Source organism: Acidimicrobiales bacterium, from assembly GCA_035316325.1.
In the GTDB taxonomy this organism is placed as follows: Bacteria; Actinomycetota; Acidimicrobiia; order Acidimicrobiales; family VFJN01; genus DASXTK01.
In genome coordinates, this window is the sequence record DATHJB010000133.1 from 25,886 (window position 1) to 44,273 (window position 18,388).

The following is an 18,388-nucleotide window of genomic DNA, read 5'->3' on the forward strand; positions in this document are numbered from 1 at the left end:
GGGCATCGATGAGGGAGCAGCGGCGCGGTCGGGCGATCGCGATGACCACCGACGAGGTCGACGCCTACCTCCGGGCGGAGCGCACCTGTCGCGTCGGCACGGTGGGCGCCGAGGGCGGTCCTCACGTCTCGGCGCTGTGGTTCGTGTGGGACGGCACCGCCCTGTGGCTCAACTCGCTGGTGAAGAGCCAGCGGTGGGTGAACGTGGTCCGCAGCCCGCGCGTCAGCGTGCTCGTCGACGGCGGCGGGGAGTTCATGGAGCTGCACGGGGTCGAGCTCATCGGCGACGCCGAGGTCGTGGGCGAGGTGCCCCGCACCGACGAGCCCGACCCGGCCGTGGCCGAGCCCGAGCGCCTCTTCGGCGACAAGTACGTCGGCGGCCGGTTCGCGTCCGACGGCCGTCACGCCTGGCTGCGGATGGTCCCGGAGAAGATCGTGAGCTGGGACTTCCGCAAGATCGGCGGCTAGCGAAGCTGCCTCAGGCGCCGTCCCGGCGGAGGAGGAGCACCCCGGAGGGCGTGCCGCCGCCGGACGTGACGACGGCCGTCCTCGCGTCGGCCACCTGGCGGTCGCCGGCGTCGTGGCGGAGCTGCGCCATCGCCTCGTAGAGGAAGCCGAAGCCGTGCGTGCGACCCTCCGACAGCTGGCCGCCGTGGGGGTTCACCGGCAGCTCGCCGTCGAGCGCGATGCGCCGCCCGCCGTCGAGCCAGTCCTTCGCCTCGCCGATCCCGCAGAACCCCAGCGCCTCGATCCAGGAGATGGCGTTGAAGGTGAAGCCGTCGTAGACGAGCGCCATGTCGACGTCGGCCGGTCGCAGGCTCGTTCGCGTCCACAGGTGCGCCGACTGGCCGAGGACCTGCGGCTCGTGGGTGATGGTGCCCTGGTCCCACGAGATCCGCTCGGTGATCTGGGTCCCGACGGCCTCGACCCGGACGGCCGGCTTGGGCAGGTCGCCCGCCACCGAGGCGTCGGACACGATCACCGCGATCGAGGCGTCGCAGGGCACGTCGCAGTCGTAGAGCCCGAAGGGGCTGGTGATCGGGCGGGCCGACAGGTAGTCGTCCATGGTCATCGGGTCGCGGTAGATCGCCGCCGGGTTGCGCGCCGCGTTGGCCCGGCCGTTGAGGGCGATCCACCCGAGCATCTCCCGAGGCGCGCCGTAGCGGTGGAGGTACTGGTTGGCGTTCATGCCGATCCAGTTGGCCGCCGACATGGCCCCGAACGGCGCCCGCCACTCCTGCATCGCCCCCGTCAGCCGACCCGCGCTCCCCGCGCGGAGGCCGAGCGCGGCGTACGTCGACTCCCACACCGTGCGGAAGCACAGCACGTGCCGGCACAGGCCGCCGGCCACCGCCAGCATGGCGGCGATCACCGAGCCACCCGGGCCGGGGAGGTCGCCGCCGCCGTTGATCCACGTGGGCCGCAGCCGCAGCGCCTCCTCGACGGCGGTGACGCCGCCCTCGCTCATGCCCATGCCGATGCCGCCGGGGTAGGTGGAGAGCCCGTCGATGTCGTCGAGGGTGAGGCCGGCGTCGGCGACCGCCGCCAGGCAGGCGTCGACGCTGAGCGACAGCGGGTCGACCATCAGCCGCCGCCCGATCGCCGAGCGCCCCACGCCGGAGAGCACGGCCCGGTGCTCGAACCGGTCGTCGCGCACGGGCGGCCGGGGGGCCGGGCGCGCCGGCTCGCCGACCCGGTCGACGGCGTCGGTGCCGCCCGTCGGCTCGAACAGCGGGACCCAGACGTCCTCGTGCTGCTCGAAGCGGACCGCGACCTCCTGGCCGACGTGGACCTCGTCCGGGTCGCACCCCACGACGTTGGTCGTGAGGTGGACGGTCGGGTCCTCGGCGAGCGCCACGTTGGCGATGGCGTACGGCGGGTCGAGGTCGAACCCCGGGAGCCACCGGTGGCGGTTGACGGTGAAGGCGACGACGGTCCCGTAGCCCGACACCACCGTCGGCGCCCACGACCGGCTGCGGCACACCGGGCAGATGGGGACCGGCGGGTGGACGAGCGCCTTGCAGTCCGTGCAGCCCTGGATCCGCAGGCTCCCGTCGGCACCCGAGGTCCAGAACCACTCGTTGACCGGTGTCAGCTGGGGGAGCGGTCGCACCGGCGGGGTCAGAACTTGCTGGACAGGAACTCGACGGCCCCGGTCGCGGCGGGGAACGACCCGGAGATCCCCGCGCTGAAGTAGCCCGCGTCGGTGACCATGGTGATGCCGGTGACGCCGGCCGCCGCGTCGCTGCACAGGAACACCAGCGGGTAGGCCTGCTCCAGCGGGGTGGAGGCCTCGATGCCGGACTCGCTCCGGTAGTCGGCGCCGAACCCCAGCCACAGGTCGGCGTTCGCCCGGGCGAGCGGCGTGTCGGTGGGGCCGGGGAGGATGGCGTTGATGCGGATGCCCCGCTTGAGCAGCTCGAAGGCCTCGCCCGCCACGAAGGCGTTGATGGCGAGCTTGCTCCACATGTAGTCGGCCTTGCCGTTCTCCTGGGCCCACTGGGTCGCGGCGTCGAAGTCCCTGATCGCCAGGTACTCCTTGAGCACGTCGAGGTTGGCCTGCCACCCGTAGCCGGCGGCGGAGGAGATGAGGCCGATGGCGGCGCCGCGGGGGAGCAGGTCGGCGGCAAGGAGGCGGTCGAGGAGGTGGCGGTGGCCGATGAAGTTGATGCGTTCGATGCCGGGGGTGCCGTCGGCGACGCCGGCGCAGGAGAACACGGCGTGGACCGGGCCGCCGAGGTCGTCGACCGCGGCGTCGATGGAGGCCTTCTCGGCGAGGTTCACCGGGATGGCCTTGACGCCGGGGAGGGTGACCTCGGCGTAGTCCATGACGACGACCTCGGCGCCGGCGTCCTGGACCAGCTCGGCGGTGGCGGCACCCATGCCGGTGGCGCCGCCGACGACGAGGGCGCGCTTGCCCTGGTAGTTGAACGCGTCGAACAGTGTCATGTGTCGCTCCCTGGTGGTGGTGGTGTCAGGCGACGATGCCGCGGACCTTGAGGTCCAGGATCGTGTCCATGTCGAAGCCGATGCTTTCGAGGATCGCGTCGCCGTGCTCGTTGAACTCGGGCGCTCGGCGGGGCGTGGCCGCCTCGCCGTCGTACTGGACGGGTGCCGCCGCCAGCTGGAACGGCACCCCGTCGGCCGTCTCGCAGTCCTGCACGTAGCCGTTGGCGACAGTCTGGGCGTCGGCGGACGCCTCCAGCGTGTCCTGCACCATCGTCCACTGGCCGGAGAAGCCGGCGAGGCGTTGCCGCCACTCGTCGGCCGTGTGCTCGGCGAAGGCGACGCCGAACAGCTCGGTGGCGACCGCGACGTTGGCGTTGATCGCGGCGGCGTCGGCGAAGCGCTCGTCGGTGGCGAGCTCCGGCCGCCCGATGACCTTGCAGGCCTCCGGCCAGTACTTCCCGGCCTGGAGGCAGCAGAGCGCCACGAACTTCCCGTCCTTGGTCTCGTAGTTGGCGACGAGGGGGTTGCCCCGCGGGACGTCGAGCGGCGGCGGGGCCCAGCCGACGCCGTGCTGGAGCGACAGCGCGAGCGCCGCCCCCATCGACCACATGCCGACGCCGAGGAGCGACACGTCGACGGTGGTGGCCTCGCCGGTGCGCTCCCGGTGGAACAGCGCGCCCATGATCCCGCCGGCGATCGTCATCGCGCCGATCGAGTCGCCGAACGCCGGAGCGGGCGGCGCCGGGATGTACTCGGCGTCGGCCTGCTTCACGCCCATGGCGACGCCGGCCCGGCACCAGTAGGCGAGCGAGTCGTAGGAGCCGCGGTCGGCCTCGGGGCCCCGCTCGCCCTGGCCGTGGCCCCGGACGTAGACGATGTCCGGGTTGTGGGCCCGGATGTCCTCGACGTCGATCTCGAGCTTCGTCCGGACGCTGGGGAGCTTGTTGGTGAGGAACACGTCGCAGGTGGCGGCGAGCTGGTAGAGGACGTCGAGGCCCTCCTGCGAGGTGAGGTCCAGCCCGAGGCTCTGCTTGCCCCGGTTCGAGTGCTCCAGCAGCACGTGCACGGACGTCCCCAGGTCGACGGTCCCGCTCGATGCCAGGCCCCGCATCGCGTCGCCCCGCTCGACGTGCTCGATCTTCACCACCTCGGCGCCCCAGTCCGCCAGCAACGCCGATGCCGCCGGCACGAACGTGTGCTCGGCCACTTCGAGGATGCGAACTCCCTGCATGACGGCGGTCATGGCTCCCCCTCTGGCTCACGGTCGCAAGTGTGACACTGACGTTAGGTGATGCGCACCCTAGCTGGACGCTCGAACGAGCCACAGCAGGCACGGCCCGCCATATGTTGACGCAGTTGTTAGATGAGTTCTACTGTCGCCGGCATGACGCGAGGGTGCGAGTTCCCGGTCTTCGACTCCGACAACCACCTGTACGAGACCCGGGAGGCGTTCACCCGCCACCTCCCGGACCGGTATCGGGGCGCCATCGACTACGTCGAGGTGCGGGGGCGCACGAAGATCGTGGTCCGGGGCCAGATCAGCGAGTACATCCCCAACCCCACCTTCGAGGTGGTGGCGCGGCCCGGCGCCCAGGAGGAGTACTTCCGGCTCGGCAACCCGGAGGGCAGGTCGTACCGCGAGATCGTGGGCGACCCGATCCGCGCCCTCCCCGGTTTCCGGGAGCCCGCCCCGCGCCTGGCGCTCATGGACGAGCTCGGCGTCGACCGGGCGCTGATGTTCCCCACGCTCGCCAGCCTCCTCGAGGAGCGGCTGCGCGACGACCCCGAGCTGGTCCACGCCGTGATCCACTCGCTCAACCAGTGGCTCCACGAGCAGTGGACGTTCGACTACGAGGGCCGCATCTTCGCCACCCCGGTGATCACGCTGCCGATCGTCGACAAGGCGATCGAGGAGCTCCGGTGGGTGGTCGAGCGCGGCGCCCGGGCCGTGCTCATCCGGCCCGCGCCGGCACCGGGCCACAGCGGCTCGCGGTCCTTCGGGCTCCCCGAGTTCGACCCGTTCTGGCAGGCCGTGGTCGACGCCGACGTCCTGGTGACGATGCACGCGTCCGACAGCGGCTACACGCGCTACCAGACCGACTGGACCGGTCCCCAGGAGATGCTGCCGTTCAAGCCGGACGCCTTCCGGACGCTGACGATGGGCAAGCGGCCGATCGAGGACACGATGGCGGCCTTCACCTGCCACGGCGTGCTCACCCGCTTCCCCGACCTGCGCGTCGCGCTCGTCGAGAACGGCGGCGATTGGGTGGTGCCCTTCCTGGAGCACCTCTCCGACGTCCACCGCAAGATGCCCCAGCAGTTCGACGAGGATCCGGTCGAGGCGTTCAAGCGCAACGTCTGGGTCAACCCGTTCCACGAGGACGACATCCAGCGCCTCGTCGAGGTGATGGGCGTCGACCACATCCTGTTCGGCTCCGACTACCCCCACCCCGAGGGCCTCGCCGAGCCGGTCAGCTACCTCGACCACCTGCCTCCCGGGCTCCCCGACGAGGACGTGGCGAAGATCATGGGCGGCAACCTCGCCCGGATCATGCGAGTCCCGGCCACCACGGCCTGAAGCCCTGAGCCCTGAAGCTCTGAAGTCCTGCACAACGAAAGGAACGACGTGGACCTACACGGACGATCGGCGCTGGTGACCGGCGGAGCGGGAGGGCTGGGCGGGGCGACCGTCCGCCGGCTCGTCGAGGTCGGAGTCGGCGTGGCCATCTTCGACCGCGACGTCGACCGGGGGACCGCCCTCGCCAAGGAGCTCGGTGACACGGTGGTGGCGGTCGGCGGCGACGTGAACGAGGACGACGACGTCGCCGCGGCGATCGACGCCGCCCGCTCCGTCGGCTCGTTCTCGCTGGTGGTGAACGTCGCCGGCGGGGGCGTCGGGGGAGGGCGGACCGTCGGGCGCGACGGCGCGCCCCACGACAAGGACGCCTTCACCGGCACCATGGCGATGAACGCGTTCGGCACGTTCAACGTGACGCGCCTCGCCGCCGCGGCGATGGCCGGCAACGAGCCCGACGAGCACGGCCAGCGGGGGGTCGTGGTCAACACGGCGTCGATCGCCGGCCTCGAGGGCCAGACCGGCCAGCTCGCCTACGCGGCGGCCAAGGCCGCGATCCTCGGCATGACGCTGCCCCTGGCCCGCGACCTCGCCGCGCTGGGGATCCGCGTGTGCGCGATCGCCCCCGGGACGATGGGCACGCCGGTCATGCTCGGCGTGCCGGATCAGCTCAAGGACCACCTCGTCAGCAGCATCGTCTTCCCGAAGCGCATGGGGCGGCCCGAGGAGTTCGCCCTCCTGGTCGAGTCGATCGCACGAAACCCCTACCTGAACGGGGAGAACATCCGGCTGGACGGCGCCCTGCGCTTCCCGCCGAAGTGACCACGTAGCGCATCTCTACAGACAACAAGGGGGGAACACGATGGGTGAAGCGGTGATCGTCTCCACGGCGCGAACTGCCATCGGGACGGCGTTCAAGGGTTCGCTCGTCGACGTCGACGCGTTCGAGCTGGGCACCCGGGCCGTGGCCGAGGCGGTGCGTCGGTCCGGGGTCGACCCGGAGCTCATCGACGACGTGGTGCTGGGCGAGTCGCTCTACGGCGGTGGCGACGTCGCCCGCTACGCCGCGATCGAGGCCGGTCTGGAGCACGTGCCCGGCCTCGCCCACAACCGGCACTGCGCGGCAGGGCTCGCCGCGGTCACCACCGCTGCCGCCACGATCCGGGCGGGGATGGACCGGGTCGTGGTCGCCGGGGGAGTGCAGTCCTCGTCCACGTCGCCCCGCTCGGTCCGCCGCACCCCCGGCAGCGACGACTGGGGCGACTGGATGTCGCCCACCCACCGCGACCGGCCGACGGCCCCGAACATGGACATGTCGATCACCGTCGGCTGGAACGCCGCTGTGGAGGCGAACGTCACCCGCGAGGAGATGGACGCCTGGGCGCTGCGGTCGCACCAGCGGGCGGTGGCCGGCATCGACGCCGGCAGCTTCGCGGCGGAGACCTTCCCGCTCGAGGTGGTGGGCCGCGATGGCACCACGTCGACGTTCGCGGTCGACGAGCACCCGCGGCGTGACACGAGCATGGACAAGCTGGCGTCGCTGAAGCCGCTGCACCCCGAGATCGAGGGCTTCAGCATCACCGCCGGCAACGCCTGCGGAACGAACGACGGCGCCGCCGCCATGGTCGTCGCCGACCGGGTGCTCGCCGAGTCGCTGGGCCTCCCGGTGCTGGCCGAGGTGCGGGCCTGGGCGTCGGTCGGGGTGCCTCCCGAGCGGACCGGGCTGGCGCCGACGATCGCGATCCCGAAGGCGCTCGACCGTGCCGGCCTGGCGGTCGACGACGTGTCGCTCTGGGAGATCAACGAGGCCTTCGCGTCGATGTGCGTCGCGACGACCCGGGTCCTCGGGATCGACGAGGAGATCGTCAACGTGCTGGGCAGCGGCTGCAGCCTCGGGCACCCGGTCGCCATGACCGGAGCACGGATGGTGATCACCCTCGCCCACGAGCTGCAGCGACGAGGCGGAGGCATCGGCGTCGCCGCGATGTGCGCCGGCGGCGGCATGTCGACCGCCCTCGTGCTCGACGTGGCGGCGTCGTGAGCAACATCCGTGCCGATCGATCGGGGCGCTGCGGGCGGCGCTCCGAACCGAAGGGAGCGTTCATGTCCACGAACCACTCGGGTGCCGTGTGGAGTCGACTGCTGGCCGCCCTGGTCATGCTGTCGCTGGCTGCCGCGGCCTGCGGGAACTCCGACGACGACAGCGACAGCGGCGACAGCGGCGGCGACGACGGGCAGCAGGCCGACTCGGGCGACGACAGCTCCCCGAGCGGCGCCGTGCCCGGCGTGACCGCCGACGAGATCCGCTTCTCGGTGTTCGGCACGAGGACGAACAACCCGACCGGGGCGTGCATCCTCGACTGCTTCGTCGACGGGATCAACGCCTACTTCGCCTTCCGCAACGACGAGGGCGGGGTCCACGGCCGCGACATGGTCCTCACGACCGAGCTGGACGACGAGCTCTCCAAGAACCAGGAGAAGGCCCTGGAGATCGTGTCGGCGGACGACACGTTCGCGGCGTTCAGCGCCACCCAGCTGGCCAACGGGTGGCACGACGTCGCCGAGGCCGGCATCCCGCTCTACGTGTGGGGCATCCACTCCGCCGAGCTGAACGGGCAGCAGGGCATCTTCGCCAACAACGGTGTGATCTGCGGGAAGTGCTCCTCGCGCTCCGTCCCGTACGTCGGCACGCTCCTCGACGCGACGAAGGTCGCCTCGATGGGCTACGGCGTCAGCCAGGCCTCGAAGGACTGCGCGGGCGCGGTGGTCGACTCCGTGGAGCTGTACGGCGACGAGACGGGCCAGGAGGTCGGCTTCTTCAACGACGACCTCGCCTTCGGGCTCCCCAACGGCATCGCCCCCGAGGTCAGCCTCATGAAGCAGGCCGACGTCGACTTCGTCACGGCGTGCTTCGACCTCAACGGCATGAAGACCCTCGCCCAGGAGATGGAGCGCCAGGGGATGGGCGACGTGCCGATGCTGCACCCCAACACGTACGACCAGAACTTCGTCGCCGAGGCGGGCGACCTGTTCGAGGGCGACATGGTCCAGGTCGGCTTCCGGCCGTTCGAGGCCGACGCGGGCGACACCGGTCTGGCCGACTTCCAGAGCTGGATGGAGGAGACCGGGAGCGAGCCCACGGAGGTGGCGATGGTGGGTTGGATCAACGCCGACCTCGCCTACCAGGGGCTGCTCGCCGCCGGCGAGGGCTTCGACCGGGCCGGCGTCATCGAGGCCACCAACGCGATCACGGACTACTCGGCCACCGGCCTCGTCAACCCGATCGACTGGTCGCGCCAGCACGACGCACCCACCGAGGACGACCCGGCGGCGCACGGATATGTGCAGGAGTGCTACTCCTACGTGCAGGTCGAGGACGGGGAGTTCCACCCCGTCGGCGACGAGTCGAAGCCGTTCGCCTGCTGGGACAACAGCGACCTCGACTGGTCCGAGCCCGAGCCCACCAACTTCGGCTGATCGAGGGCGGGGACGAGCATGGCACTTGCCGCATCGGTCGCATCGGACCTCTTCACGGCCATCCTGCAGGGGACGCCGCCCGGGACGGTCTACGCGCTGATCGCGCTCGGCTTCGTCCTGACCTACAAGACCTCCGGCGTCTTCAACCTGGCCTTCGGGGCCCAGGCGTACGTCTCGGCGGTCATGTACTTCAAGACGCACACCGAGTGGGGCTGGGCCATCGTGCCCTCGCTCGTTGTGTCGGTGCTCGTCCTCGCCCCGCTCGTCGGGCTCGTCCTGGAGCGGCTCATCTTCCGGCACCTGCGGACGGCCTCCGCGGTGGCCAAGCTCGTGGTGACCATCGGCCTGACGGTGGCGCTGCCGAACCTGTTCGACCTCGTCACGAACTTCGAGGCGATCGCCGGGGTGACGCCCGTCGGCATCGTCCCCGACGGGGCGAGCGTGTTCTACAACCCCTTCGGCAACTACGCCTTCAGTCGCAACGAGCTCGTGGCGATGGCGATCGCAGTGGTCGCGATGGCGGGGCTGGGCGGGTTGTTCCGCTTCAGCGGGATCGGCCTGCGGATGCGGGCCGTCGTCGAGAGCCCGCGCCTGACCGAGCTCGACGGCATCGCCGCCGACCGGGTCTCGGCCTTCGCGTGGGCCCTGTCGTCGCTGTTCGCGGGCATGGCCGGGGTGCTCATCGCCCCCCGGTTCAACACGCTCTCCGCCGGCGACTTCTTCAACCTCGTCGTGGTCGCCGTGGCGGCCGCGGCGGTCGGGCGCCTGGTGAGCCTGCCGTGGGCGCTCGTCGGTGGCCTCGGCCTCGGCATCGTCATCGCCGTGCTCAACACGTTCCTCCCCCGCTGGAGCGAGGACGTGACGTGGCTGCGGCCGCTGCAGGACAACCTGACGCCGGCGATCCCGTTCGTCGTGCTCTTCGTCGTGCTCGTGGCGGTGCCGAGCATCCGGCGCACCCGCGAGGCGGGCGACCCCCTGGCCGGCGTCGACCCGCCCCCGCCGTCGCTGGTCTCGGCGACGAGGGACGCCCGGCGGACGCTGGTGACCCGCATCGCCGGCACCACGTTCCTGCTGGTCGTGGGCGTCGTCCTGTTCACGCGGGGCGACGACGTGTGGATCTTCCTGGTGACCCAGGCCGTCGTGCTGTCGATCGTCTACCTGTCGATCACCGTCATCACCGGCTTCGCCGGCCAGATCTCGCTCTGCCAGGGGACCTTCGGCGCCATCGGCGCGTTCACGGTGTTCCAGCTCGTCGACCGCTACGACGTCTCCGTCCTGGCCGCGGCGCTGATCGGTGCCGTGATCGCGGCGGTCGTCGGTGCGGTGCTGTCGCTGCCGATCCGCCAGCTCAGCGGCATCTGGGTGGCGATCGCGACCCTGGCGTTCGCGTTCTTCTTCGACGCGGTGATGATCAAGTTCTCGTGGGTGGGCGGCAGCGACACGGCGCTGCTCCAGGGCACGAAGGTCCCCCGGCCGGTGATCGGCCCGTGGGACATGGGCGACGACAAGTCGTTCCTCGTCCTGGCCCTCGTCGTGCTGGTGGTCGTGGCGGCGGCCGTGATCCGGATCCGCGAGGGGACCATCGGCCGGACGCTGCGGGCGCTGCGCGGCAGCGAGGTGGCGGCGCAGTCGATCGGCATCTCGCCCGCCCGGGCCCGCCTCACGGCGTTCGCCATCTCGGGGTTCATCGCCGGGCTCGGCGGCGCCATGCTGGCGATGCACCAGGAGAACGTGAACTACGGGAACAACTTCGCCCCCTTCGCGGCGCTGTTCTGGGTGGTCCTCGTGGTGACGCTCGGTGCCCGCACCGTCGAGGGGGCCGTCAACGCCGGGGCCGCGTTCTCGCTCTTCGACACGCTGATCCTGAAGGGCACGATCTTCGGCTGGATCCTGCGGAGCCCCGACCGCATCCCCGGCATCTTCCCGATCTCGCCCAAGTGGCGGTTCGTGCTGTTCGGCCTGGGCGCCCTCCAGTTCGCCCGCCATCCCGAGGGCCTGATCGAGGCCAGCAAGCAACGGTCCGCGGCGCGTGCCGAGCGACGGCGCGCCGCGAAGGAGACGGCCGGGCCACCACCCGCCGAGCCGTCGCCGCCGGTCGCCGTGGAGGAGACGGTCTCGTGAGCAGCATCCTGCACGCCCGAGAGGTCACCAAGCGGTTCTCCGGCATCCTCGCCCTCGACCGCGTCGACATCGACGTCGAGGAGGGCGAGCGCGTCGGCCTCATCGGCCCCAACGGCGCCGGCAAGACCACCCTGTTCAACTGCCTGCTCGGCGTGCTCCGCAGCGACGGCGGCACCGTCGAGCTCGACGGGACCGACATCACCCGCCTGCCCGTGCACCAACGGGCCCGCCGGGGCATCGGGCGGACGTTCCAGCGCATCGAGCTCTTCCCGGACTCGACCGTCCGCGAGCACCTACTCATCGCCGAGCGGGTACGGCAGGGCAGGGGGCGCCTGTGGAAGGACCTGGTCGGCCAGGGCGGCCCCCGGCCCGACGAGGTGGCGAGCTGCGACGAGGTGCTCGAGCTCCTGGGGCTGTCGGACCTCGCCGACGAGCCGATCGAGCGCCTCAGCCTGGGCAAGGGACGCCTCGTCGAGGTGGGGCGGGCGCTGATGACCCAGCCGAAGCTGCTCCTGCTCGACGAGCCCTCCTCGGGCCTCGACCGGGTCGAGACCGCGGCGCTGGCCGAGACGCTCCGCCGGGTCCAGGCCGAGCACGGCTTCGCCATCCTGCTGGTGGAGCACGACGTGGAGCTGGTCGCCAGCTTCACCACCCGGTGCTACCTGCTCGACTTCGGCCGGATGCTCACCGACGGCCCGACCCCCGAGGTGATGGCCGGCGACAAGATGCGCCACGCCTACCTCGGCGACGTGGTCCTCGAAGATCCCGCGCCCGTCCCGGTGGCAGGATCGGCGAAGAACGGGGGTGGCGTGCGATGAGCGAGTCGCCGGTCCTCGAGCTGCGCGACGTCACCGCCGGCTACGGGCCGTTCCGGGCGTTGTTCGGGGTGTCGCTGACGATCGGGCGCGGCGAGGCCCTGGCGCTCGTCGGGCCGAACGGCGCCGGGAAGACGACCGTCGCCCGGGTGGCGTCCGGGCTCGTCGTACCGACCGCGGGCACCGTGGTGGTCGACGGCGCCGACGTCACCGGCTCACGCCCGTACGAGGTCGCCCGGGCCGGGGTCGCCCACGCCGCCGAGGGCCGCTCGATCTTCGCCACGCTCAGCGTGGAGGAGAACCTCACGCTCTCGTTCCGGCGCGCCCGGGGCCGGCACGGGGTCCGCAGTGGCCTGGACCGCGCCTTCGAGCTGTTCCCCGCCCTGGGCCTGCGGCGTCGGCAGGCCGCCGGCACCCTGTCCGGTGGCGAGCAGCGCATGCTGTCGATGGCCCGGGTGCTGGTGGAGGAGCCCAAGGTGCTGGTCGCCGACGAGCTGTCGCTGGGCCTGGCGCCGCTCGTCGTCGAGCAGCTGTACCAGTCGCTGCGGCAGCTCCGTAGCAGCGGCACCTCGCTGCTGGTCGTCGAGCAGCACGTGGGCCACGCCCTCCGGCTGTGCGACCGCGTCGCCGTGCTCGACCACGGGTCGGTGGCCTGGGCCGGCGCCAGTGCCGACGCGACCGAGCACGTCAGGTCGCACCTGTCCGACGCCGCCGTGCCGCGCTGAGGGCGAGGCCCTCGCCGGCAGGGTCAGGGCGTGGCGCTGGCGCGGGGTGCGACGGTGACCGACGGCATCGACAGGGTGGCGCCGCCGCGCAGCACGGCGTCGACCACGGCGACGAGGTGATCGACGTCGATCAGCGACCCGGCGAGGTACTTGCGTTCGAACCAGATCGGGGCCAGCTCCGAGGCCAGCTCGCCGTCCCACCCCTGGGCGAAGCCCGTCATGGCGTCGCCCTCGCCGCCGGTGCAGTCGCCGACGACGAGTCGGGTGAAGCCGACGTCCGGGTGCTCCGCCCGCCAGGCCTCGACCAGCTTGTCGAGCGCCGCCTTGCTGACCGCGTAGGCGCCCAGCCCGGGCCAGGGCGGTGTGAGCGACGCGCTGACCGACGACAGGTAGACGGCCGTACCCGCCGACTCGGTGAGGTGGGGGAGCGCGGCGGCGGTCGTCAGGGCCGCGCCGGTGACGTTGGTGGCGAAGAGTCGCTGCCAGGTCTCGGCGTCGGTGTCGACGAGGCGGGCCAGGGGACCGATCCCCGGTGCGTAGACGAGCGCGTCGATCCCGCCGAGCCCGTCGGCTGCCGCGGCGATCGCCGCCTGGCAGGACGCGGCGTCGGTCACGTCGCACTCGACCACGAGCGTGTCGGGTCCCGCCTCCTTGGCGGCGTCGTCGAGCCGCCCTCGTCGTCGGGCCAGCAGCGCGACATGGGCGCCCCGTTGGGCGAGGCCGATCCCGATGCAGCGCCCGAGCCCGCTCGAGGCGCCCAGAACTACGGTTCGCACGGTTCGATCCCCCTCCGTAGACTGACGCAAATGTTAGTCGAGGGCGAGGATGCGGGCCGCGTCACCTCAGAGAACATGACGCAGTCGTCAGATGGTTCGCCGGAGTCGGCGCTCCTCGGCCTCACGGGGCGGGTCGCTGTCGTCACGGGCGGCGGCGCCGGCATCGGCCAGGGCATCGCCCTCGGGCTCGCCCGTTGCGGCGCCGACGTGGTGGTCGCCGACATCGATGGGGATCGGGCCGCGGTGACCGCCCGGCAGGTGGAGGCCGCCGGTCGTGGGAGCTTGGCAGTGGTCACCGACGTCCTCGACACGGCGCAGGTCGGAGCGATGGTCGACGCCGCGGTCGAGCGCTTCGGTCGCCTCGACGTCCTCGTGAACAACGCGGGCGGCGTGCGGCAGGCCCCGTTCCTGGGGCAGTCCGAGCGCAGCTGGCGGCGGCACATCGACATGAACCTGGTGAGCGTCCTCGCGGGTGTCTCGGCCGCCGCCCCGGTGATGATCGAGCAGGGGCGGGGTGGGGCGATCCTCAGCGTCGTGAGCATCGAGGCCTTCCGGGCCGCCCCGCACTACGCGGTGTACGCGGCGTGCAAGGCCGGGGTCGTCAGCTTCACGCGCACGATGGCGTTGGAGCTCGCCGAGCACGGCATCCGGGTCAACGCCCTCGCCCCGGACCTGGTCGACACGCCGGGCATCCACGGCGTCCCGCCCGGCCCCGTGCCCGACCCGCTGCCGCCCCGCCCGCCGGAGGTCGAGGCCGCGATCGGCACCTACATCCCGCTCGGCCGTCCGGGCGCGCCCGACGACTGCGCCGGCCCGGCGGTGTTCCTCTGCTCCGACCTCGGCCGCTACGTCACCGGCGTGACGCTGTCGGTCGACGGCGGGACGTGGGCGTCGAGCGGCTGGACCCGCGGCCCGGACGCCGGCACCTGGCGGCTCTTCCCCTCCTGAGCACGGCGCCGCGCACTCCTCTCAGAGGTGGGGGAGGACCTCGGCCGCCAGCAGCTCCAGCGTCGCGTCGGCGCCGCGGTCGTGGGTGAAGAGGACTACCTGGTCGAAGCCGAGGTCGCGCAGTTCGAGGAGGCGCTCGACGACCGCCGGAGCCGTGCCGACCAGGCCGCCGTCGCGCAGGCCGAACCCGGGATCGCCGAAGCGACGCTCCGCCACCTCGCGCACCGCCGGCAGCGACGCGTCGTCGGGCGCCAGCGCCAGCACCGCCTCCACCGAGAACCGGATCGACGCCGGATCGCGGCCGATCCGCTCGCACTCGTCCCGCAGCACGGCGATCTTGTGCTCGAGCTCGCCGAGGGCGTAGGTCGGGACGTTCCACACGTCGGCGTAGCAGGCGACGAGCGGCAGCGTCCGGCGCTCCCCGGAGCCGCCCACGATGATCGGCGGGCGGGGCTGCTGCGCCGGTCGGGGCAGCGTCGGCAGGCCCCGGACCGTGTAGTGGGCGCCCTCGAAGTCGACGACGTCGCCGGCGAACGCCCGGGTCAGGATCTCCAGGGTCTCGGCCAGCCGCTCGGAGCGCTCGGCGGCGGTGCCCCACGGCAGCCCGGCCTCGGCGTGCTCCGGCTCGTACGAACCGCTGCCGATGCCCAGCTCGAGGCGGCCGTCGGAGATGACGTCGAGCGTGGCGGCCATCTTGGCGAGCAGCGCCGGGTGCCGGAACTGGTTGCACAGCACGAGGTGGCCGACCCGCAGCGTGCGGGTGCAGGCGAGCAGGGCCGTGGCCAGGGTCCACGCCTCCAGCGACGGGAGCTTCGGCAGGCCGGGACCGTAGAGGTGGTCGTACAGCCACAGCGACCGGATGCCGAGCTCCTCGCAGCGCTCCGCCCGGTGCCGCATCTCCGGGAAGGAGAACGCCACCTGCGGTACGTAGATGCCGACCTCCATCAGCGCCCCTGGAAGCCGCGCTCGACGATGTGGGCCGCCGCTTCGATCGTGGCGGCGGACCGCTCGCGGGCGCCGAACGCGCCGAGCAACGCCACCATCACGACGGCCTCCATGTCGACGTCGCCGAAGTCCCGGGGCTGCAGGAAGCGCACCATCCGCCGCCGTCCCCAGTCGATCGCGGCGGCGGAGTCGGCCCGCATGGTGGGGTCCTGCAGCGCGACGTCGACCCAGACGCGGATCATCGCGGCCTCGGTGGCGTGCGCGGCGTTGTAGCGCCGCAGCCACCGTCGCAGGGCCGCGGTGCCGGTCGAGCCGTCGCTGGCCCCCACGGCCGGGATGTCGGTCAGCGCGGTGGAGACCATCCGGATCGCCCGCACGGCCAGGAGGTGGGCGAACTCGTCCTTGCTCTGGAAGTACCGGTAGAACGCCCCGTGCGACATCCCCGCGACACGGACGATGTCGTCGACCCGCGTGCGGTGGTAGCCCCGGGTCACGAACACGTCCCGGCCCGCCTGCGTCAGGGCCTTGAACGTGCGCCGACCGGCGGCGTTGAGCTCGGGTGTCGCCTCGCTGCGCCGCAGGGCCTCCTGCATTGCCGGGCCGAACTCCAGCGTCGGCGGCGCCGCGTCGGTGGGCGAGTGCACGTTCACGCCGGCCTCGAGGCCGAACAGCGTGCGGTGCACGACGTCGGTCAGGGCGCCCTCGACGCGCTCCTTTGGGTAGGCGTCCGGCGCCGCGGAGCGGAGGATGGCGGCGTCGTCGAGGGTGCGGGGCAGGCACTCCAGCAGGAGCATGATCACCGGGTCGAGCTGGCGGGGTGGCAGCGTCGTGGTCGCCAGTCGGGACCGGAGGCTCGCCACGTGCCGCTCGCCGGTCCGCACCGACCCGGCGACGACGGCCTCGTCGCTCTCGGCGGCCGCCTGGAAGGTCTGGAAGACCGGCTCGTAGCGCTCGTAGATGTCGGTGTAGCGGGTGATCCAGGCCCGGGTCGCCGCCCACCCGCCGGCGTCGGCGGTGACCGGGCCGAGGGCTTCGATCGACGCGCTCAGCTGGCGGGCGACCTGGCCGGCCAGGTGGCGGAACACGTCCTCCTTGCCGGCGAAGTACTGGTAGAAGGTGGCCCGCGAGCTCCCGGCGACCTTGGTGATCCGGTCGATGTCACACTGGTGGTAGCCCTCCTCGCCGAAGACCCGCAGGGCCGCGTCGAGGATCCGCTGCTGCGTCCGTTGCCCACGGGCGCCGACCTGGGGGTTGCCGGAGAAGGGCGGTCGGCGGACGACCGACCCCGGCTCGCCATCGGGGAGGTGCGGGGGCATCGGAAGTTGACTCTACTGTTAGTCGCGGTCCCCGATCAGCATCCTCCGGCGGAATAGTTGCAGACGGCGCAAAGTTGCGTAGAGTGCAACAACCTCGGTCCCTTCTGGAGGAGCTGGATGAACTCGACCGCCGCCGCCACCGTCGACGCCCCCGTCGCGCCCCGACTGTCGCACCGGCAGATCCTGATCTGCTTCATCGGCCTCATGCTCGGCATGCTGCTGGCCGCCATCGACCAGACCATCGTCGCCACGGCGCTGCCGACCATCGTCGGCGACCTCGGCGGGCTCGACCACCTGGCCTGGGTGGTGACGGCGTACCTGCTGACCGAGACGGTCTCGACGCCGCTGTGGGGCAAGCTCGGCGACCTCTACGGCCGCAAGCGGCTGTTCCAGGGCGCCATCGTCGTCTTCCTGGCCGGCAGCGTGCTCGCCGGCCTGGCCAGCAGCATGGGCCAGCTCATCGTCTTCCGGGGCATCCAGGGCGCCGGTGCGGGTGGGCTCATCGTGCTGGCCCAGGCGATCATCGCCGACATCGTGAGCCCCCGGGAGCGGGGCCGGTACATGGGCCTGTTCGGGGCGGTCTTCGGGGCGGCGAGCGTCGTCGGGCCGCTGACCGGCGGCTTCCTGACCGACCACCTGTCGTGGCGCTGGGTGTTCTACGTGAACGTCCCGCTGGCCATCATCGCCCTGGTCGTCACCAGCGTCGTCCTGCCGTCGTCCCCCCGTCGCCCCCAGGTGCGGGTCGACTGGCTCGGCATCGCGCTCCTCGCCGCCGCCATCTCGTGCTTCGTCCTGCTCACGACCTGGGGCGGCACCGAGTACGAGTGGGGCTCGCCCGTCATCGCTGCACTGGGTGCCGCCAGCCTCACCCTCGGGGCGCTGTTCCTGGTCGTCGAGCGCCGGGCCGTCGAGCCCGCTCTGCCCCTGCGGCTGTTCCGGGTGCGGACCTTCAACGTCGCCGGGGCCGTCAGCCTCCTCATCGGCGTGGCGATGTACGGCTCGATCACCTACCTGCCCACCCTGCTGCAGGTGGCCAACGGCGCCTCGGCCAGCGACTCGGGGCTGCTGCTGGTACCCCTGATGCTGGGGCTGCTCGGGGCGTCGACGCTGTCGGGCCAGATCATCAGCCGCACGGGCCGGTACCGCATCTTCCCGATCATGGGGACGGCGGTGGCCGCGGTCGGCCTGTTCCTGCTGTCGACCCTCGACACCGCGTCGACCCGGTGGGAGTCCGGCAGCTACATGGTGCTGCTGGGCATCGGCCTCGGCTTCACGATGCAGGTCATGGTGCTCGCCACCCAGAACGTGACGCCGGCGAAGGACCTCGGGGTCGCCACCGCGACCATCACCTTCTTCCGGACCGTCGGCGGCTCGATCGGCGTCGCCCTGTTCGGCGCCCTGTTCGCCAGCCGCCTGGGCGACCTGCTGGGCAACGCGGCCAAGGGCCTGACGCCGGCGCAGATCGCCGCGCTCCCCGCCGGCGAGCGGGCGCAGGTGGCGAGCGGCTTCGCCGACGCCATCACCGGCGTGTTCGCCTACGGCGTCCCGATGCTCGTCATCGGCTTCCTGCTGACCCTGCTGCTGCGGGAGATCCCGTTGCGCACCCAGTCCGGCCAGGCCCAGCGCGCCAACGGGAACGGCAACGGGGACGAGTCGGCCGAGGGGTCCGCGGACGGGTCGGCGAACGACGACCGCCCACCGACTGTGGTGGACTACGCCGAGGCGACGACCGGACGGTGACC

General features: G+C 72.1%; 16 protein-coding genes. 10 read left to right on the forward strand and 6 right to left on the reverse strand.

From position 1 onward, the window contains the following. The first annotated feature begins 8 nt into the window (after window positions 1-8). Entirely contained in the window at window positions 9-467 is a 459-nt protein-coding gene (locus VK611_17460; GenBank protein HMG43124.1) for a pyridoxamine 5'-phosphate oxidase family protein, read from the forward strand. Window positions 468-477: 10 nt separating this feature from the next. On the opposite strand, the gene VK611_17465 is transcribed toward VK611_17460, so the two are convergent. From VK611_17465 to VK611_17475, 3 genes are read right to left on the reverse strand one after another with little or no spacing between them, the layout of a single operon-like run. After that, window positions 478-2,112, reverse strand: coding sequence for an OB-fold domain-containing protein (locus VK611_17465; GenBank protein HMG43125.1), 1,635 nt, complete (start codon window positions 2,110-2,112; stop codon window positions 478-480). An 8-nt stretch (window positions 2,113-2,120) separates the two neighbouring features. Next, window positions 2,121-2,948 (reverse strand): SDR family oxidoreductase, encoded by an 828-nt coding sequence (locus tag VK611_17470; protein ID HMG43126.1) that lies wholly within the window; start codon window positions 2,946-2,948, stop codon window positions 2,121-2,123. Window positions 2,949-2,973: 25 nt separating this feature from the next. Beyond that, complete coding sequence (locus VK611_17475; GenBank protein HMG43127.1) at window positions 2,974-4,191, reverse strand: CoA transferase; 1,218 nt, start codon at window positions 4,189-4,191, stop codon at window positions 2,974-2,976. Between the two features lie 141 nt (window positions 4,192-4,332). Here VK611_17475 and VK611_17480 point away from each other — a divergent pair, with 141 nt between their 5' ends. The 7 genes from VK611_17480 to VK611_17510 all read left to right on the forward strand — a co-directional run bounded on the left by VK611_17480 (window position 4,333) and on the right by VK611_17510 (window position 12,661). Then, window positions 4,333-5,526, forward strand: a complete 1,194-nt coding sequence (locus tag VK611_17480; GenBank protein ID HMG43128.1) for an amidohydrolase family protein — start codon at window positions 4,333-4,335, stop codon at window positions 5,524-5,526. A gap of 75 nt (window positions 5,527-5,601) precedes the next feature. Continuing rightward, window positions 5,602-6,345 carry an SDR family NAD(P)-dependent oxidoreductase gene (locus VK611_17485; protein HMG43129.1) on the forward strand — a complete coding sequence of 248 codons (744 nt, stop codon included), beginning with the start codon at window positions 5,602-5,604 and terminating at the stop codon, window positions 6,343-6,345. 40 nt (window positions 6,346-6,385) lie between these two features. Beyond that, window positions 6,386-7,564: a thiolase family protein gene (locus VK611_17490; protein ID HMG43130.1), complete on the forward strand. Its 1,179-nt coding sequence runs from the start codon at window positions 6,386-6,388 to the stop codon at window positions 7,562-7,564. A gap of 62 nt (window positions 7,565-7,626) precedes the next feature. Beyond that, a complete protein-coding gene (locus VK611_17495) occupies window positions 7,627-9,000 on the forward strand; it encodes an ABC transporter substrate-binding protein (protein ID HMG43131.1) in 1,374 nt (457 codons plus the stop codon). 18 nt (window positions 9,001-9,018) lie between these two features. Next, complete coding sequence (locus VK611_17500; GenBank protein ID HMG43132.1) at window positions 9,019-11,121, forward strand: ABC transporter permease; 2,103 nt, start codon at window positions 9,019-9,021, stop codon at window positions 11,119-11,121. Next, entirely contained in the window at window positions 11,118-11,939 is an 822-nt protein-coding gene (locus VK611_17505) for an ABC transporter ATP-binding protein (GenBank protein ID HMG43133.1), read from the forward strand. Before VK611_17500 ends, VK611_17505 begins: the two co-directional genes overlap by 4 nt. Then, window positions 11,936-12,661, forward strand: coding sequence for an ABC transporter ATP-binding protein (locus VK611_17510; GenBank protein ID HMG43134.1), 726 nt, complete (start codon window positions 11,936-11,938; stop codon window positions 12,659-12,661). Before VK611_17505 ends, VK611_17510 begins: the two co-directional genes overlap by 4 nt. A gap of 23 nt (window positions 12,662-12,684) precedes the next feature. Here the strand turns inward: VK611_17510 and VK611_17515 are convergent, their stop codons facing one another. Next, window positions 12,685-13,437, reverse strand: a complete 753-nt coding sequence (locus VK611_17515) for an SDR family oxidoreductase (GenBank protein ID HMG43135.1) — start codon at window positions 13,435-13,437, stop codon at window positions 12,685-12,687. Window positions 13,438-13,467: 30 nt separating this feature from the next. Between VK611_17515 and VK611_17520 the strand changes: the two genes are divergently transcribed. Beyond that, on the forward strand, window positions 13,468-14,385 hold the full coding sequence (locus VK611_17520) for an SDR family oxidoreductase (protein HMG43136.1): 918 nt from the start codon (window positions 13,468-13,470) through the stop codon (window positions 14,383-14,385). A gap of 21 nt (window positions 14,386-14,406) precedes the next feature. Here VK611_17520 and VK611_17525 read toward each other — a convergent pair whose 3' ends face one another. Further along, window positions 14,407-15,330: an LLM class flavin-dependent oxidoreductase gene (locus tag VK611_17525; GenBank protein HMG43137.1), complete on the reverse strand. Its 924-nt coding sequence runs from the start codon at window positions 15,328-15,330 to the stop codon at window positions 14,407-14,409. Beyond that, a complete protein-coding gene (locus VK611_17530) occupies window positions 15,330-16,646 on the reverse strand; it encodes a TetR/AcrR family transcriptional regulator (GenBank protein ID HMG43138.1) in 1,317 nt (438 codons plus the stop codon). Before VK611_17530 ends, VK611_17525 begins: the two co-directional genes overlap by 1 nt. Window positions 16,647-16,763: 117 nt before the next feature. Between VK611_17530 and VK611_17535 the strand changes: the two genes are divergently transcribed. Continuing rightward, window positions 16,764-18,386 carry an MDR family MFS transporter gene (locus tag VK611_17535; GenBank protein ID HMG43139.1) on the forward strand — a complete coding sequence of 541 codons (1,623 nt, stop codon included), beginning with the start codon at window positions 16,764-16,766 and terminating at the stop codon, window positions 18,384-18,386. Window positions 18,387-18,388: the final 2 nt, after the last annotated feature.

Coding starts and splice junctions, on each gene's coding strand:
- VK611_17460 (HMG43124.1), top strand. CDS start 9: ATGAGGGAGCAGCGGCGCGGTCGGGCGATCGCGATGACCACCGACGAG.
- VK611_17470 (HMG43126.1), bottom strand. CDS start 2,948: ATGACACTGTTCGACGCGTTCAACTACCAGGGCAAGCGCGCCCTCGTC.
- VK611_17475 (HMG43127.1), bottom strand. CDS start 4,191: ATGACCGCCGTCATGCAGGGAGTTCGCATCCTCGAAGTGGCCGAGCAC.
- VK611_17480 (HMG43128.1), top strand. CDS start 4,333: ATGACGCGAGGGTGCGAGTTCCCGGTCTTCGACTCCGACAACCACCTG.
- VK611_17490 (HMG43130.1), top strand. CDS start 6,386: ATGGGTGAAGCGGTGATCGTCTCCACGGCGCGAACTGCCATCGGGACG.
- VK611_17495 (HMG43131.1), top strand. CDS start 7,627: ATGTCCACGAACCACTCGGGTGCCGTGTGGAGTCGACTGCTGGCCGCC.
- VK611_17500 (HMG43132.1), top strand. CDS start 9,019: ATGGCACTTGCCGCATCGGTCGCATCGGACCTCTTCACGGCCATCCTG.
- VK611_17510 (HMG43134.1), top strand. CDS start 11,936: ATGAGCGAGTCGCCGGTCCTCGAGCTGCGCGACGTCACCGCCGGCTAC.
- VK611_17520 (HMG43136.1), top strand. CDS start 13,468: ATGTTAGTCGAGGGCGAGGATGCGGGCCGCGTCACCTCAGAGAACATG.
- VK611_17525 (HMG43137.1), bottom strand. CDS start 15,330: ATGGAGGTCGGCATCTACGTACCGCAGGTGGCGTTCTCCTTCCCGGAG.
- VK611_17530 (HMG43138.1), bottom strand. CDS start 16,646: ATGCCCCCGCACCTCCCCGATGGCGAGCCGGGGTCGGTCGTCCGCCGA.
- VK611_17535 (HMG43139.1), top strand. CDS start 16,764: ATGAACTCGACCGCCGCCGCCACCGTCGACGCCCCCGTCGCGCCCCGA.